Source organism: Achromobacter maghribensis, assembly GCF_057334215.1.
The window spans coordinates 1-14,387 of record NZ_JBHFII010000017.1; the positions used below are offsets into that span (position 1 = coordinate 1).

At 64.8% G+C, this 14,387-nt stretch carries 13 protein-coding genes; 6 read left to right on the plus strand and 7 right to left on the minus strand.

Annotated elements, in window-relative coordinates:
• Positions 1-82: 82 nt before the first annotated feature.
• The 5 genes from rodA to ACE039_RS06810 all read right to left on the minus strand — a co-directional run bounded on the left by rodA (position 83) and on the right by ACE039_RS06810 (position 5,719).
• A complete protein-coding gene (rodA, locus tag ACE039_RS06790) occupies positions 83-1,219 on the minus strand; it encodes a rod shape-determining protein RodA (protein WP_105555890.1) in 1,137 nt (378 codons plus the stop codon).
• Positions 1,216-3,144, minus strand: a complete 1,929-nt coding sequence (mrdA, locus tag ACE039_RS06795; RefSeq protein ID WP_105555889.1) for a penicillin-binding protein 2 — start codon at positions 3,142-3,144, stop codon at positions 1,216-1,218. The genes rodA and mrdA overlap by 4 nt, the downstream gene beginning before the upstream one ends.
• Positions 3,145-3,159: 15 nt before the next feature.
• Positions 3,160-3,720: a rod shape-determining protein MreD gene (mreD, locus tag ACE039_RS06800; protein WP_035213076.1), complete on the minus strand. Its 561-nt coding sequence runs from the start codon at positions 3,718-3,720 to the stop codon at positions 3,160-3,162.
• Positions 3,707-4,591 (minus strand): rod shape-determining protein MreC, encoded by an 885-nt coding sequence (mreC, locus tag ACE039_RS06805; protein WP_105555888.1) that lies wholly within the window; start codon positions 4,589-4,591, stop codon positions 3,707-3,709. The genes mreD and mreC overlap by 14 nt, the downstream gene beginning before the upstream one ends.
• Before the next feature lie 84 nt (positions 4,592-4,675).
• Positions 4,676-5,719, minus strand: coding sequence for a rod shape-determining protein (locus ACE039_RS06810; protein ID WP_006216320.1), 1,044 nt, complete (start codon positions 5,717-5,719; stop codon positions 4,676-4,678).
• A gap of 227 nt (positions 5,720-5,946) precedes the next feature.
• Here ACE039_RS06810 and gatC point away from each other — a divergent pair, with 227 nt between their 5' ends.
• From gatC to gatB, 3 genes are read left to right on the plus strand one after another with little or no spacing between them, the layout of a single operon-like run.
• Positions 5,947-6,255 (plus strand): Asp-tRNA(Asn)/Glu-tRNA(Gln) amidotransferase subunit GatC, encoded by a 309-nt coding sequence (gene gatC / locus ACE039_RS06815; RefSeq protein WP_046803060.1) that lies wholly within the window; start codon positions 5,947-5,949, stop codon positions 6,253-6,255.
• Positions 6,256-6,258: 3 nt separating this feature from the next.
• Positions 6,259-7,788 carry an Asp-tRNA(Asn)/Glu-tRNA(Gln) amidotransferase subunit GatA gene (gene gatA, locus ACE039_RS06820; protein ID WP_485821976.1) on the plus strand — a complete coding sequence of 510 codons (1,530 nt, stop codon included), beginning with the start codon at positions 6,259-6,261 and terminating at the stop codon, positions 7,786-7,788.
• A gap of 1 nt (position 7,789) precedes the next feature.
• The gene (gatB, locus tag ACE039_RS06825; protein WP_448708134.1) at positions 7,790-9,247 is read left to right on the plus strand and encodes an Asp-tRNA(Asn)/Glu-tRNA(Gln) amidotransferase subunit GatB; all 1,458 of its coding nucleotides are present in this window, start codon (positions 7,790-7,792) and stop codon (positions 9,245-9,247) included.
• A gap of 103 nt (positions 9,248-9,350) precedes the next feature.
• On the opposite strand, the gene pyrE is transcribed toward gatB, so the two are convergent.
• Positions 9,351-10,037, minus strand: a complete 687-nt coding sequence (gene pyrE / locus ACE039_RS06830) for an orotate phosphoribosyltransferase (protein WP_310035231.1) — start codon at positions 10,035-10,037, stop codon at positions 9,351-9,353.
• Positions 10,038-10,169: 132 nt separating this feature from the next.
• On the opposite strand from pyrE, the gene ACE039_RS06835 reads away from it, so the two are divergent.
• The gene (locus ACE039_RS06835) at positions 10,170-10,958 is read left to right on the plus strand and encodes an exodeoxyribonuclease III (RefSeq protein ID WP_105555884.1); all 789 of its coding nucleotides are present in this window, start codon (positions 10,170-10,172) and stop codon (positions 10,956-10,958) included.
• On the opposite strand, the gene ACE039_RS06840 is transcribed toward ACE039_RS06835, so the two are convergent.
• Positions 10,940-11,860 carry a LysR substrate-binding domain-containing protein gene (locus ACE039_RS06840; protein ID WP_485821977.1) on the minus strand — a complete coding sequence of 307 codons (921 nt, stop codon included), beginning with the start codon at positions 11,858-11,860 and terminating at the stop codon, positions 10,940-10,942. The two genes, ACE039_RS06835 and ACE039_RS06840, sit on opposite strands and share 19 nt — an antisense overlap.
• Positions 11,861-11,983: 123 nt before the next feature.
• Between ACE039_RS06840 and ACE039_RS06845 the strand changes: the two genes are divergently transcribed.
• Positions 11,984-12,595 carry a LysE family translocator gene (locus tag ACE039_RS06845; protein WP_485821978.1) on the plus strand — a complete coding sequence of 204 codons (612 nt, stop codon included), beginning with the start codon at positions 11,984-11,986 and terminating at the stop codon, positions 12,593-12,595.
• Positions 12,596-13,026: 431 nt separating this feature from the next.
• Positions 13,027-14,373, plus strand: a complete 1,347-nt coding sequence (gene gdhA / locus ACE039_RS06850; protein WP_485821979.1) for an NADP-specific glutamate dehydrogenase — start codon at positions 13,027-13,029, stop codon at positions 14,371-14,373.
• Positions 14,374-14,387 lie beyond the last annotated feature (14 nt).

Sequence of the window (14,387 nt, forward strand, 5' to 3'; positions counted from 1 at the left end):
CCACGCCGACGGGCGACCACGAAGCACCACCCGCGACACCGAAGAAGCCCCGCAAGCCTCCCCGACGAACCTCACTCCCGCATCAACCCTTCGCCGACCGATGTCTGCTGATGCTCATCATGATCCCGAACGCGATTCCCATCGTGAACAACGCCGTCCCGCCGTAACTCATGAACGGCAACGGCACACCGACGACCGGCAAGATCCCCGTCACCATCCCCACGTTCACGAACACATAGATGAACAGCATCATCGTCAGCGCCCCCGCCAGCAAGCGCCCGAACTGCGACGAGGCCCGCGAAGCGATCGTCAGGCCGCGCGCCATCATCAGGCCATACAGCACCAGGATCGCGATGCCGCCATACAGGCCGAACTCTTCGGCGTACACCGCGAAAATGAAGTCCGTCGTGCGTTCCGGGATGAAGTCCAGGTGCGTCTGCGTGCCCTTCATGTAGCCCTTGCCGTACACGCCGCCCGAGCCCACGGCGATCATCGACTGGATCGTGTGGAAGCCCTTGCCCAACGGATCGGAACTGGGGTTGAGCAGCGTGCAGACCCGATGCTTCTGGTAATCGTGCAGCACCACCCAGTCCACATCCGGTTCACATAGCTGGTCCTCGTAATACACCAGCGTGCCGATCGCGATGATGCCGGCCAGCATCACCGGCACCAGCAGCTTGAACGACAGACCCGCGAAATAGATCACGAAAAAGCCGGCGCCGAACACCAGCAGCGCCGTACCCAGATCGGGCTGCAGCACGATCAGGCCGAACGGCGCGGCCAGCATGGCGGCGGCGGCCAGGAAGTCGCGGATTCGCACCGCGCCTTCGTGGCGCTGGAAGTACCAGGCCAGCATCATCGGCACGGCGATCTTCATCATCTCGGAAGGCTGAATGCGCGTCACGCCCAGATTCAGCCAGCGGGTAGCGCCCTTGCTGGTTTCACCGAAAAACTCCACGCCCAACAGCAGCACCACGCCCACCACGTAGAAAGGCAAGGCCAGCTTCATCAGCCACTTGGGGGGAATGAGCGCCATCGTCCACATCGCCAGGAACGCGATGACGAAGTTGCGCGACTGTTCGGCGAACCGCCAATCGGTGCCGCCCACCGCCGAATGCATGACGGTCAGGCCCAACGCGGCGAACATCATCAGGATGGCCAGCAGTGGCCAGTCGAACGCCGTGAAGACGCGTAGCAGGATAAGGCCCAGGCGCTTCATTGTTGGCGCACCACGTCAGAGGTAATGGTTTCGACCGAGGCGAGCGGATCGGCCCGTTCCGGCCGCACGATCTTGTCCTGGCGGTCTTTGGCCAGCCAGTAGTCGAACACCTTGCGCGCCACGGGAGCCGCCACGCTGGCGCCCCAACCGGCGTTCTCGACGATCAGCGACACGGCGATGCGGGGATGCTCCAGCGGCGCGAACCCCATGAACAGCGCATGGTCGCGCAGCCGTTCGTCGATGGCGCTGGCGCGGTAGTGCCCGCCGCGCAGGCTGAACACCTGCGCCGTGCCGGTCTTGCCGGCCGCCTGGTACGGGGCGTTGGCGAACGCGCGGCGCGCAGTGCCCGCCCGCACCACGTCCGCCATCGCGTTCTTGATGACATCCACGTTGGCCTGCTTCAGCGGGATCCGGTAGTCGGGCGTTGATTCGGTGGGCTTGGCCACGCCGCTGCGCGGGTCGCGCACGGCATGCACCAGGTGCGGGCGGCGGTACAGGCCATTGTTGGCCAGCGTCGACGTGCCCTGCGCCAGTTGCAGCAAGGTGAACGCGTTGTAGCCCTGGCCCACGGCCACCGAAATGGTTTCGCCCGCGTACCAGCGTTGGCGGTCCTTGTCCTTGTAGGCGGCGCGCTTCCAGTCCGTGGACGGCAGCACGCCGCGCTTTTCGCCTTCCAGGTCGATGCCGGTGATCTGGCCAAAACCGAACTGCTTGGTGAAATCGTGCAACGCGTTCACGCCGATCTCGGGGCCCAGCGAATAGAAATACGTGTCGGACGACACCACGATTGCCTTGTGCATGTCGGTCATGCCATAGGCGGCGCCGCCGGCGTTGCGAAACTTCTGCCCGCCGAATTCGTAGTAGCCCGGGTCGGAAATACGGTCGGTCGCGCGGCGCTTGCCCAGTTCCAGGGCGGCCAGGCCGACGAAGGGCTTGTAGGTCGAGCCGATCGGGTACGTGCCATACAGCGGACGGTTGATCAGCGGATGGTCCGGCGATTCGTTCAGCATCCGCCAGTTGTCCACGTCGATGCCATCCACGAACAGATTGGGGTCGAAGGACGGTTGCGAGACAAAGGCCAGGACCTCGCCCGTGTCCGGGTCGATCGCGACGAGCGCGCCGCGCTGGCCTTCAAAAGCTTCTTCGGCCACCTTCTGCAGGCCCAGATCGATGGACAGCATGATGTCCGACCCCGGCACCGGGTCGATCCGCCGCAACGTGCGCATGGGGCGGCCGCCCGCCGTGACTTCGACCTCTTCCAGGCCGGTGCGGCCATGCAGCTGCTCTTCCCAGGTTTTCTCGATGCCCTTCTTGCCGATGACATCCGTGCCGCGGTAGTTGCCCAACTGGCCGGCCCGTTCCAGCTCTTCGTTGTCGCCCTCCGCAATGCGGCCGATGTAGCCCACCACGTGCGCGGCGGACAGGCCCTGCGGATACTCGCGCACCCATCGCGCGCGCAGCTCGACACCCGGGAACTGGAAGGAGTGCGCGGCGAACCAGGCGGCCTCGGTCTCGTTCAGGTTGTTGCGCAATTGCAGGCTGGCGTAGCGGCTGGACTCCGCCGCGCGCCGCTTGAAGCGCCGCTGGTCGGCGGGGCTGATGTAGACGACTTCGGTCAGGCGTTCGAACAGCTCTGTCATGTTGCCGGCGTGGGCCGGCACCACTTCAAGCGTATAGGTGCGGTAGTTGCGGGCCAGGACTTCGCCATTGCGGTCCAGGATCTCGCCGCGCCGCGGCGGAATCGGCACGACCGCGATGCGGTTACGGTCGGCGCGTTCGGACAGGCCTTCGTAGCGGTCGACCTGCAAATACCAGAACCGTCCCACCAGCACGCCGAAACACACCAGGGCGAACACGCCGCCCACCCACGCACGCAAGCGGAAGCGCTGCTTCTGCTGCTGGCCGGTTTTCTTGAATTCGAACATGACGCGACGCCGCCGTCAGGCGGAGGAGGATTCGGCGTCGTCGGCACCGCGCTGCGGCAAGTGCAGGACCCAGCCCGCCAACGGCCACAGGGCGGCGGTGATGGCCACGCTGATGCACCAGTCCCAGCCCGGCCACTTGCCGGCAAGCCAGGCATGAATGATCTGGGTCAGGAAACGGGCGATGAAGAAGACAGGCAGCATGTGCATCGCCTGGCTCCAGAGGTCGAATCGTTGCAGCCGGCGATGCAGCACCACGGCGCCGTAAGCGACCAGCGTATACGACAACGCGTGCTCGCCCAGCGGGCCCGCATCGTGCACGTCCATCAGCAAACCGAAGAAAAAGGCAGTGAACAGGCCCACGCGACGCGGTTCGTGCACGCACCAGAAAGCGATGATCAGCAGCAGCACATCGGGCGCGCCCTGCCACAAGCGCCACGGCAGCAGCGACACCAGCCACACCAGCAGCACCGTGGCCCAGACAAAGACGCCGTGAGCCGGACCGGACAGGCGGTCGGGGTGCACATTGCTGGGGGTGCCCAGGCGGCGCCTGGGTTGCGATTGATTAGTCCGATCCACCGGAATCGACCTCCTGACGGTTGGACTCGGCGCGGGCCACATCCACCTGCAAGACCAGGAAGTGGCGATAGCGTTCGGGATGGGCCAGCGGTTCACACACGGCACGCGCGAAACCGGAGGCGGTGTCGCGTTCGACCGAGGTCACTTTGGCCACGGGCAAGCCGGCGGGGAACAATCCGCCGACGCCGCTGGTGACGATAGTATCGCCTTCCTTGATATCGGCATTGGCGGCAAGGTAACGGACTTCCATCTTGCCCGGCGAATTGCCGCCGAACGCGATCAGCCGCAGCCCGTTGCGCAGCAGCTGGACGGGAATGGACACCTGCTCATCCGTCACCAACGCGGCTTCGGCCGTCATCGGCGTCACGCGGACGATCTGCCCGACCACGCCGCCTTCGTCGATCACGGGCATGCCCGGCGCCAGGCCGGCCTTGCTGCCCTTGTTGAACACCAGGCGCTGGGTGAACGCGTTGGTGGGTTCGTACATGACCTCGACCACCACGGCCGATTGCGCCACGGTGTCGGTCACGCCCAGCAGACGGCGCAGTTGCGCGTTCTCGGCGGCCAGTTGCGCCGCATGGCTGGCCACCTGGGCCAGTTCGATGCGCTGACGCTGCAAGGCTTCGTTTTCGCTACGAATGAGGTTGGCCGCGTTGACCCACTCATTGACTTGCTGGACGAGGTCGCGCGGCGCCATGACCGCACGCTGGAAGGGGTAAATCGCCACGGACATCGCGCGGCGTGCCGGTTCCAGCATGCGCCATTGCGAATCCATGATGATCAGGGCCAAAGCAAGGACGACCAGAACGACCAGCCGCACCTCCGCAGGTGGGCCGCGCCTGAATAGGGGGGGGGTCCCTTGTCGTTGCATGAATCTCAGCCCGGACGCCCGCGTCCGTAGCTCCCACAGCGGCCGGAGCCGTAAAAAAGCGGGGCTCCGGGCTGGCGGGCGGTATTAGTCGTTGATGAAGATAGCGCCCAGTTTCTCAAGGTGTTCCAGCGCTTCGCCGCAACCGCGCACGACGCAGGTCAGGGGATCGTCGGCCACCACGACGGGCAGGCCCGTCTCTTCCTGGAGCAGGCGATCCAGATCGCGCAGCAATGCGCCGCCGCCGGTCAGGGCAATGCCCTTGTCGGTGATGTCGGCGCCCAGTTCGGGCGGGGTTTGCTCAAGCGCGATCTTCACCGCGGAAACGATCTGGTTCAGCGGGTCGGTCAGCGATTCCAGGATCTCGTTGGACGAGACCGTGAAGCTGCGCGGCACGCCTTCGGCCAGATTACGGCCCTTGACTTCGATTTCGCGGACTTCGGAACCCGGGAATGCGGAACCGATTTCCTTCTTGATCAGCTCGGCCGTGGGTTCGCCGATCAGCATGCCGTAGTTGCGGCGGATATAGTTGACGATAGCTTCGTCGAACTTGTCGCCGCCGACGCGCACGGAACCTTTATAGACCATGCCACCCAGCGAGATGACCGCCACTTCGGTGGTGCCGCCGCCGATGTCGACGACCATGGAGCCGCTGGCGTCGGACACGGCCAGGCCGGCGCCGATGGCCGCAGCCATGGGTTCTTCGATCAGGAAGACGTGGGACGCGCCCGCGCCCAACGCCGATTCACGGATGGCGCGGCGTTCAACCTGGGTGGAACCGCAAGGCACGCAGACGATGATCCGCGGGCTGGGTGCCAGCATGTTGCGGGGGTGCACCATGCGAATAAACTGTTTGAGCATCTGTTCGGTGACCGTGAAGTCAGCGATAACGCCGTCCTTCATGGGCCGGATGGCCTCGATATTGCCGGGAACGCGGCCAAGCATCTGCTTGGCTTCGTGGCCGACGGCCTGGATGATCTTTTTGCCGTGAGGCCCGCCTTCATGACGGATTGCGACCACGGAGGGTTCATCGAGCACGATGCCCTTGCCGCGGACGTAAATCAGCGTATTGGCGGTACCGAGGTCGATCGCCATATCGCTGGAAAAATAACTGCGCAGGAATCCGAACATGGGAGCTCAGCTAAATTCTGGGGGGAATTGGGTTCAAGTCGTGGGGCGTCTGACCCGAAAAACGTCGGGCCCGCCTGTCATCACGGCGATTAAACCGTGAATCATAACTTATAATTTCCCCGGAAATAGCGCATAAATGCAGGCTATTCAAGCTTTGTAACGGGATTGGCGGGTACATACTGCCCGGTCCCGCCCTTCGGCCTTCGCTTATCGATTTTGCAATCCCTATGGCGCTCAATGACACAGATGTGGCCCGCATTGCCCGGCTGGCCAGAATCGAACTGACCCCCGACCAGCGCACCCTTGCGCAGGCCGAGTTAAACGGCATTCTCCACTTGATCGAACGGCTCCAGTCCGTCGACACCCAAGGCGTCGAGCCGTTGGCCCACCCCCTGTCCGCCCATGAGGACATTGTGCTGCGCCTGCGTGAAGACGCCGTGACCGAGGCCAGCTCGGAAACGCGCCGCGAGGCGCTGCTGGCCAACGCCCCCGACGCCCAGGAAGGCTTGTTCCTGGTCCCTAAAGTCCTCGACTAAGCCATGACAAAACCTGCCTTGCATACCCAATTCGAGGGGATCGCCGCTTTGCGCGCGGCCCTCGCCCAACGCCAGGTCAGCGCCGTCGAACTGGCGCAAAGCGCCCTGGCGGCCGCCGAGGCGGCCAGCGGCCTGAATTGCTTTTTACATATTGACGCTGAATTGACGCTGGCCCAGGCCCGCGCCGCCGACGACGCGTTGGCCGCCGGTTCGGCGGGCCCGCTGGCCGGCGTGCCCATCGCCCACAAAGACGCGTTCGTTACCCGCGGCTGGCGCACGACTGCCGGCAGCAAGATGCTGGAAGGCTATGTCAGCCCGTTCGACGCCACCGTCGTCGACCGCCTGGCCGCGGCAGGCGCCGTATCCATCGGCAAGCTGAACTGCGACGAATTCGCCATGGGTTCCGGCAACGAGAACTCGGCCTACGGCGCGGTGAAGAACCCCTGGGACCACGCGGCCGTGCCGGGCGGTTCGTCGGGCGGTTCCGCCGCCGCCGTCGCCGCGCGCCTGGTGGCGGCCGCCACCGGCACCGACACCGGGGGTTCGGTGCGCCAGCCCGCTGCCTTGTGCGGCGTCAGCGGCATCAAGCCGACTTACGGCACGGTGTCGCGCTACGGCATGGTGGCGTTCGGCTCCAGCCTGGACCAGGCCGGCCCGCTGGCCGCCAGCAGCCGCGACTTGCTTGAAATGCTGGACGTCGTGAGCGGCTTCGACCCGCGCGATGCCACCAGCCTGGAAAAGTGCGACGCCGCCGTGAACGAACCCGGCCGCGTCCGCCGCGACTTCGATTCGGCTCAGGCCGCGTTCGACGCCGCCGGCAGCCAGCCTTTGAAGGGCCTGCGCATTGGCGTGCCGGAAGAGTACTTCGGCGCCGGCCTGGCCGCCGACGTGGCCGCCGCGGTGGAAGCCGCGCTGGCCCAGTTCGAGGCGCTGGGCGCTGTGCGCGTACCGGTATCGCTGCCGCGCACAGAACTCGCCATCCCCGCCTACTACGTCATCGCCCCCGCGGAAGCGTCCAGCAACCTGGCCCGCTACGACGGCGTGCGCTACGGCCACCGGACGGAACAGTACGGCGACCTGACCGAAATGATCAGCCGCTCGCGCGCCGAAGGCTTTGGCAGCGAGGTCAAGCGCCGCATCCTGATCGGCACCTACGTGCTGTCGCACGGCTACTACGACGCCTACTACCTGCAAGCGCAACGCCTGCGCCGCCTGATCGCGCAGGATTTCCAGCGCGCCTATGCGGGCCAGTGCGACGTGATCATGGGCCCGGTCACACCGACGGTGGCCAAGAACATCGGCGACAACCGCGACGACCCGACGGCCGACTGGCTGGCCGACGTCTACACGCTGGGCGTCAGCTTGGCGGGCTTGCCCGCCATGTCCATCCCTTGCGGTTTTGGCTCGGGGCGGCCGGTCGGCCTGCAGATCATCGGCAACTACTTCGACGAAGGCCGCCTGTTGGCCATCGCCGACCGCTACCAACAAGTCACCGACTGGCATAAGCAATCGCCAGTAAAGCAGGACGCCTGACATGAACTGGGAAATCGTCATCGGCCTGGAAACGCATACCCAGCTTTCCACCGGCTCCAAGATTTTTTCGGGTAGCAGCACCGCATTCGGCGCCGCGCCCAACACGCATGCCAACGAAGTCGATCTGGCCTTGCCGGGCAGCCTGCCGGTCATGAACCGCGGCGCGGCCGAACGCGCCATCCGCTTTGGCCTGGCCGTGGGCGCCACCATCGCGCCGCGCTCGGTGTTCGCGCGCAAGAACTACTTCTACCCCGACCTGCCCAAGGGCTATCAGATCAGCCAATACGAACTGCCGGTGGTCGTGGGTGGCTCGTTGTCGTTCTTCGTGGGCGAAGAAGAAAAAACCGTCAACCTGACGCGCGCGCACCTGGAAGAAGACGCCGGCAAATCGCTGCACGACGACTTCACCCTGGCCAATGGCGCACCCGCCAGCGGCATCGACCTGAACCGCGCCGGCACGCCGTTGCTGGAAATCGTGACCGAGCCCGAAATGCGCTCGGCCGCCGAAGCGGTGTCCTATGCCCGCGCCCTGCACAGCCTGGTCGTCTGGCTGGGCATCTGCGACGGCAACATGCAGGAAGGCTCGTTCCGCTGCGACGCCAACGTGTCGGTGCGCCCGGTGGGCCAGAAGGAATTCGGCACCCGCACCGAGATCAAGAACGTCAACTCGTTCCGCTTCCTGGAACGCGCCATCGTCTATGAAGCGCGCCGCCAGATCGAACTGATCGAGGACGGCGGCACGGTCGTCCAGGAAACGCGCCTGTATGACGCCGACCGCGACGAAACGCGCAGCATGCGCAGCAAGGAAGACGCGCACGACTACCGCTACTTCCCCGACCCGGACCTGCCCACGCTGGTGATCTCGCCTGCCTGGGTGGACGAGGTGCGCGCCACCATGCCCGAACTGCCGGCCGCCCAGCGCGCCCGCTTCGAATCGGAATTCGGCCTGCCCGCCTACGACGCCGCCCAACTGACCGTCAGCCGCGATCTGGCCGCCTACTTCGAGGCCGTGGCGCGCGCGCTGCCGTCGGGCCAAGCCAAGCTGGCCGCCAACTGGGTCATGGGCGAAGTCGCCGCGGCCTTGAACAAGGAAGAAAAGGGTATCGCCGATTCGCCGGTGCAAGCGCCGGCGCTGGCCGCGCTGATCGGCCGCATCATCGACGGTACGATCTCCAACAAGATCGCCCGCGAAGTCTTCGGCGCCATGTGGGCCGGCGAGAACGGCGGCAACGCGGACGCCATCATCGACGCGCGTGGCCTGAAGCAGATCAGCGACACGGGCGCCATCGGCACCATGATCGACGAGGTGCTGGCCGCGAACCCGGCCATTGTGGAAGAGTATCGGGCCGGCAAGCAAAAGGCGTTCAATTCGCTGGTGGGCCAGATCATGAAGGCCGCCCGCGGCAAGGCCAACCCGCAGCAAGTGAACGACCTGCTCAAGCAAAAGCTCGATAGCTGACTGCCCGAACGGGAACCAGGCTGATCAAGGCCGCGGCACATTGCCGCGGCCTTTTACCTTGCGAAGAAGGGGGCTCGCCGAGCCCCCCCTTATTTTCAGCCCCTTACTTCACCCCGTACTTCGTCCGATACGCCTGCACCGCGTCGCGGTTTTCGGCGAACGACGCGTCGTCTTGCAGCAATGCCATGATGTCCGACAGCGACGCGATCGCCACCACCGGAATGCCATAGGTCTTGGCCACGTCCTGCACCGCCGAATGCGCCGACAGCGCGTCGTCCGGGCCAGCGCGTTCCATGCGGTCCATCGCGATCAGCACGGCGGCGGGTTCGGCGCCGGCGGCGCGGATGATCTCCACCGATTCGCGCACCGACGTGCCTGCCGTGATCACGTCGTCAATAATCACCACCTTGCCCTTCAGCGGCGCGCCGACCAGGGTGCCGCCTTCGCCGTGATCCTTGGCCTCCTTGCGGTTGTAGGCAAACGGCACGTCGCTTCGGCCCTGCATGGCCGGATGGCCGGCCAACGCCACGGCCGTCGCGGTGGCCAACGGGATGCCCTTGTATGCCGGACCGAACAGCATGTCGAATTGCACGCCCGAATCCAACAGCGCCTGGGCATAGAACTGCGCCAGCTTGCCGACCGAGCCGCCGCTGTTGAACAAGCCGGCATTGAAGAAATAGGGGCTGATCCGGCCCGATTTGACCTTGAAGCTGCCAAAGCGCAGCACGCCTTCGTTCAGGGCAAAACGGACGAAATCGAGGGAGGTGGCGGAAGAGGTGGCGGCGGGCATACGAAGGGATCCGGTAGATGGCAAACCCCGGCATTTTATCCGTTGTCAGGGCTTTTCCCGGACGGCGGCGCCGAGTCGGTTAAATTCCTGGCATTGTTCCGGCCCCCGCGGCCGCTCTACAGGAGCTTCGCTTTGCTGCGCATCACGTCCATCAATCTCAACGGCATCCGGTCCGCCTTCCGCAAGGGTCTGCAACCCTGGATGGAGAAGCATGCCGCAGACGTCCTTTGCCTTCAGGAAATCAAGATCGCCGATTCGGACCTGACCGATGACCTGCGTCACCCCCCCGGCTACACCGGCCATTTCCATCACGCGGTCAAGAAGGGCTATAGCGGGGTGGGCATCTACCTGCGCGACGCCGCCGAACGCGTGAATATCGGCCTGGGCTGCGAAGAGTTCGATCCCGAAGGCCGCATCATCCGCGCCGACTGGAAGAACCTGTCGGTGATCAGCGCCTACTTGCCCTCGGGCTCCAGCGGCGACGAGCGCCAGCAAGCCAAGTACCGTTTCCTGGACCGTTTCGGACCCTGGATCGACGCCCTGATGCACGAACACAAGACCACCGGCCGCGAGTTCATCATCTGCGGTGACTGGAACATCGCGCACAAGGAAATCGACCTGAAGAATTGGAAAGGCAACCTGAAGAACTCCGGTTTCCTGCCCGAAGAACGCGCATGGCTGACCGACGTGTTCGACAAGCGCGGCTTCGTCGACGTGTTCCGCACCGTCGACGAGCGCCCCGACCAATACACCTGGTGGAGCAACCGCGGCCAGGCTTGGGCCAAGAACGTGGGGTGGCGCATCGATTACCAAATCGCGACGCCCGGCATCGCCGCTCGCGCCCGCAACGTGGCCATCTACAAAGACGAGCGCTTCTCGGACCACGCGCCGCTGACGATCGATTACGACGCCACGCTGTAATCCGCGCCCGGCCCCGCGCCTTCGGGGCCAGGCAGCGACGCGGCCGCTTCCTGCCGCAGCCACGCCAGGAAGACCGCTGCCCGGGGGTCGTCCCGGAATGGCCGAGGCGATAACAGAAAGTACGCCGAACCATCGCGGACGAACCCGCAGGGGGCCTCCAGCCGACGGTCACGCAACGCGTCGCGCACCATCAGTGCCGAGCCGATGGCCAGCCCCAGCCCTGCCGCGGCGGCCTGCAGGCTGAGATAGAAATGCTCATAGACCGGCCCCGGCCGACGCGGGGCCTTGCGGCCGGCCGCCTGGGCCCATTGGCGCCCGGCGCCCGGCCGGGTCGCGCTGCCCAGTGCCGTCACCCCCGTCCAGCCGCCGTCGCCAGCATCGCCCGCCACGCCCGGCCGGCAGACCGGACCCGTCCATTCATCACAGACCCGTTCGGCGTGCAAGGCGGCATCCCACTCAAAATCGTTGCGCCGCAACGCCACGTCCACGCCTTGCGCCGCGAAATCCACGGGCCCGCCCGCCGCGTACAGATGCACTTGCACGCCGGGATGCGCCCGCTGAAAGTCGGGTAGGCGCGGAATCAGCCACATCATCGCGATCGTGGGCTCGCACGACAGCACCAACGGCGCGTCGGCGGCGGGTTGCCGCAATTGCGCCAGGCCGGCCGTCAACTGCTCGAACAGGCTGCGCGTCAGCATGAGTAGCTGGCGCCCTGAATCGGTCAGGAAAACAGCCCGATTGCGGCGTTCGAACAAGGTCAGTCCCAACGCCTGCTCCAGCTGCTTGATCTGGCGGCTGATCGCGCCGTGCGTCACATGCAGTTCCTGCGCTGCCCGGCCGAAGGCCTCGTGGCGGGCGGCGGCATCAAAGACCCGCAACGAACCAAGCGGTGGAAGTTTCATGGTAATTCGTGATTTTTTTTAACCGATATCCGGCATTAAAAATCGTTTTTCGTCGCGGCGCCAGCGCCACACAATGGGCGCCCTTCCCCCGCTTTGCCGGACGCTACGCCGCCCGCCGCCGCCATGACCGAATTGATCGCCGTTGCCCTCATCACCGTGCTTGCCGTTATCAGCCCGGGGCCCGATTTTGCGATGGTGACGCGCTATAGCTACCTGTTTGGCCGGCGCACGGGTCTGGTCTGCGCGCTGGGCATCGCCCTGGGCGTGCAGATCCACGTGTTCTACACGATGTTCGGCGTGGGTCTGCTGGCCCATTACGCGCAGCCCGTGCTGCAGGGCATCAAACTTGCCGGCGCATGCTATCTGCTCTACATGGGTTGGCGAACTTTCTTCAATCGCACCCCGGTCAGCCAGGACCTGTCGGCACGACCGCCGATTTCACCCTGGCAAGCGCTTTACCATGGCTTCCTGACCAACGCGCTGAATCCCAAGACCACCCTGTTCGTCATCAGCACCTACACCCAAGTGGTGGCGCCGGGCACGCCGCTGGCCCAGCAATTCGGCTACGGACTGTTCATGTCGTTTGCCCACTGGGTATGGTTCAGCGTGGTCGCGTGGTCGGTGTCGTCGGTGATGTTGCGACGGGTTCTGCTTGACCATCAACGCACGGCCGACCGGGTCGTGGGCGCGATCTTGATGGCGTTGGCCGCGGGGCTGGCGGTGGCGCAGGTCTGATCCGGCCAGGCGGCAGGTGATTTTTCTCAAAGAAATAACGGGGACACATAACAGGAAGATGCGCTGACCCGCAGACACCAAACCCCGTCGAGAACCTCTTGTTTCCTATGGATCCGGGGCCATTCCGCCCTATCCGCATTGCGTCATAATATAGGGACATATAAATTTCCCCTGTAGATTCAATGCAGGTCGGCGTTAAACCCCCTTGTCCGACCCCTATTCCAACCTTCCCCTCAATTATGCGTCCCTATTAATGGACGGTAAAAAGTGCTTTGATATCAAGGCGATGGCGGTGCCTGCGGCTTTGCGCAGGGCAACATTTTGCCCCTACAATTCCGCACCACGCTGGTGCGATCAATGCACCAGAATAAATAATTCGCGCCCCAAAACGGCGCATATCCGCACCCTTTCGAAGCGCCCCCGAGGAGATCATGTTGAAAGTGCAGAGTCTGGACGACTTCCTGCGTGGCGTCGCCGCGCGCGACCCGCAGCAGCCTGAATTCATGCAAGCCGTCCAGGAGGTGATGCTGAGCCTGTGGCCTTTCATCGAAAAGCACCCGCACTACGCCGAGCACGCCTTGCTGGAGCGTCTGGTCGAGCCGGAACGCGTGATTCAGTTCCGCGTGTGCTGGTCCGATGACCAGGGCCGCGCCCAGGTCAACCGCGCGTTCCGCATCCAGCACAGCTCGGCCATCGGCCCATTCAAGGGCGGCATGCGCTTTCACCCCTCGGTGAACCTGTCCATCCTGAAGTTCCTGGCCTTCGAGCAGACGCTGAAGAACTCGCTGACCACGCTGCCGATGGGCGGCGGCAAGGGCGGCTCGGACTTCGATCCCAAGGGCAAGTCGGACGCCGAAGTCATGCGCTTCTGCCAGGCACTGATGATCGAGCTGTATCGCCATCTGGGCCCGGACACCGACGTGCCCGCTGGCGATATCGGCGTGGGCGCTCGGGAAGTCGGTTTCATGGCCGGCATGATGAAAAAGCTGTCGAATTCGACTGCCAGCGTTTTCACGGGCAAGGGCCTGACCTTTGGCGGCAGCCTGATCCGCCCCGAAGCCACGGGCTACGGCACCGTGTACTTCGCCGAAGAAATGCTCAAGCGCGTCGGCAAGTCTTTCGACGGCCTGCGCGTGTCGGTCTCGGGATCGGGCAACGTGGCGCAATACGCCATCGAGAAGGCCATGTCGCTAGGCGCCAAGGTCGTCACGGTGTCGGATTCGAACGGCACCGTCGTCGACGAAGCCGGCTTCACGCATGAGAAGCTGGTGGCCCTGATGCACATCAAGAACGACCTACGCGGCCGCCTGGACACCTATGCCCAACAATTCGGCCTGAAGTACGAAGCGGGCAAGCGTCCCTGGCACGTGCCGGTGGACGTGGCCCTGCCGTGCGCAACGCAAAACGAACTGGAACTGGCCGACGCGCAAACGCTGATCAAGAACGGCGTGCTGTGCGTGGCCGAGGGCGCCAACATGCCGGCCACGCTGGAGGCTGCAAAGGCCTTCATCGCCGCCCGCGTGCTCTACGCGCCGGGCAAGGCCAGCAATGCCGGCGGCGTGGGCGGGTCCGGCCTGGAAATGGCCCAGAACTCCGCACGCCTGTCCTGGACGCGCGAAGAGGTCGACACCCGCCTGCACGCCATCATGCGCGACATCCACGAAAATTGCGTGCGCCATGGCCATAGCGAACGCGAGTACGTCAACTACCTGGACGGCGCCAACATCGCCGGCTTCGTGAAAGTGGCCGACGCAATGCGCCAGCAAGGCTTGTATTAACCCCCCCCCCCCCC

Excerpts from the sequence above, each read along its gene's own strand:
- rodA (WP_105555890.1), bottom strand. The coding sequence starts at position 1,219 with ATGAAGCGCCTGGGCCTTATCCTGCTACGCGTCTTCACGGCGTTCGAC.
- mrdA (WP_105555889.1), bottom strand. The coding sequence starts at position 3,144 with ATGTTCGAATTCAAGAAAACCGGCCAGCAGCAGAAGCAGCGCTTCCGC.
- mreC (WP_105555888.1), bottom strand. The coding sequence starts at position 4,591 with ATGCAACGACAAGGGACCCCCCCCCTATTCAGGCGCGGCCCACCTGCG.
- ACE039_RS06810 (WP_006216320.1), bottom strand. The coding sequence starts at position 5,719 with ATGTTCGGATTCCTGCGCAGTTATTTTTCCAGCGATATGGCGATCGAC.
- gatC (WP_046803060.1), top strand. The coding sequence starts at position 5,947 with ATGGCGCTCAATGACACAGATGTGGCCCGCATTGCCCGGCTGGCCAGA.
- gatA (WP_485821976.1), top strand. The coding sequence starts at position 6,259 with ATGACAAAACCTGCCTTGCATACCCAATTCGAGGGGATCGCCGCTTTG.
- gatB (WP_448708134.1), top strand. The coding sequence starts at position 7,790 with ATGAACTGGGAAATCGTCATCGGCCTGGAAACGCATACCCAGCTTTCC.
- pyrE (WP_310035231.1), bottom strand. The coding sequence starts at position 10,037 with ATGCCCGCCGCCACCTCTTCCGCCACCTCCCTCGATTTCGTCCGTTTT.
- ACE039_RS06840 (WP_485821977.1), bottom strand. The coding sequence starts at position 11,860 with ATGAAACTTCCACCGCTTGGTTCGTTGCGGGTCTTTGATGCCGCCGCC.
- ACE039_RS06845 (WP_485821978.1), top strand. The coding sequence starts at position 11,984 with ATGACCGAATTGATCGCCGTTGCCCTCATCACCGTGCTTGCCGTTATC.
- gdhA (WP_485821979.1), top strand. The coding sequence starts at position 13,027 with ATGTTGAAAGTGCAGAGTCTGGACGACTTCCTGCGTGGCGTCGCCGCG.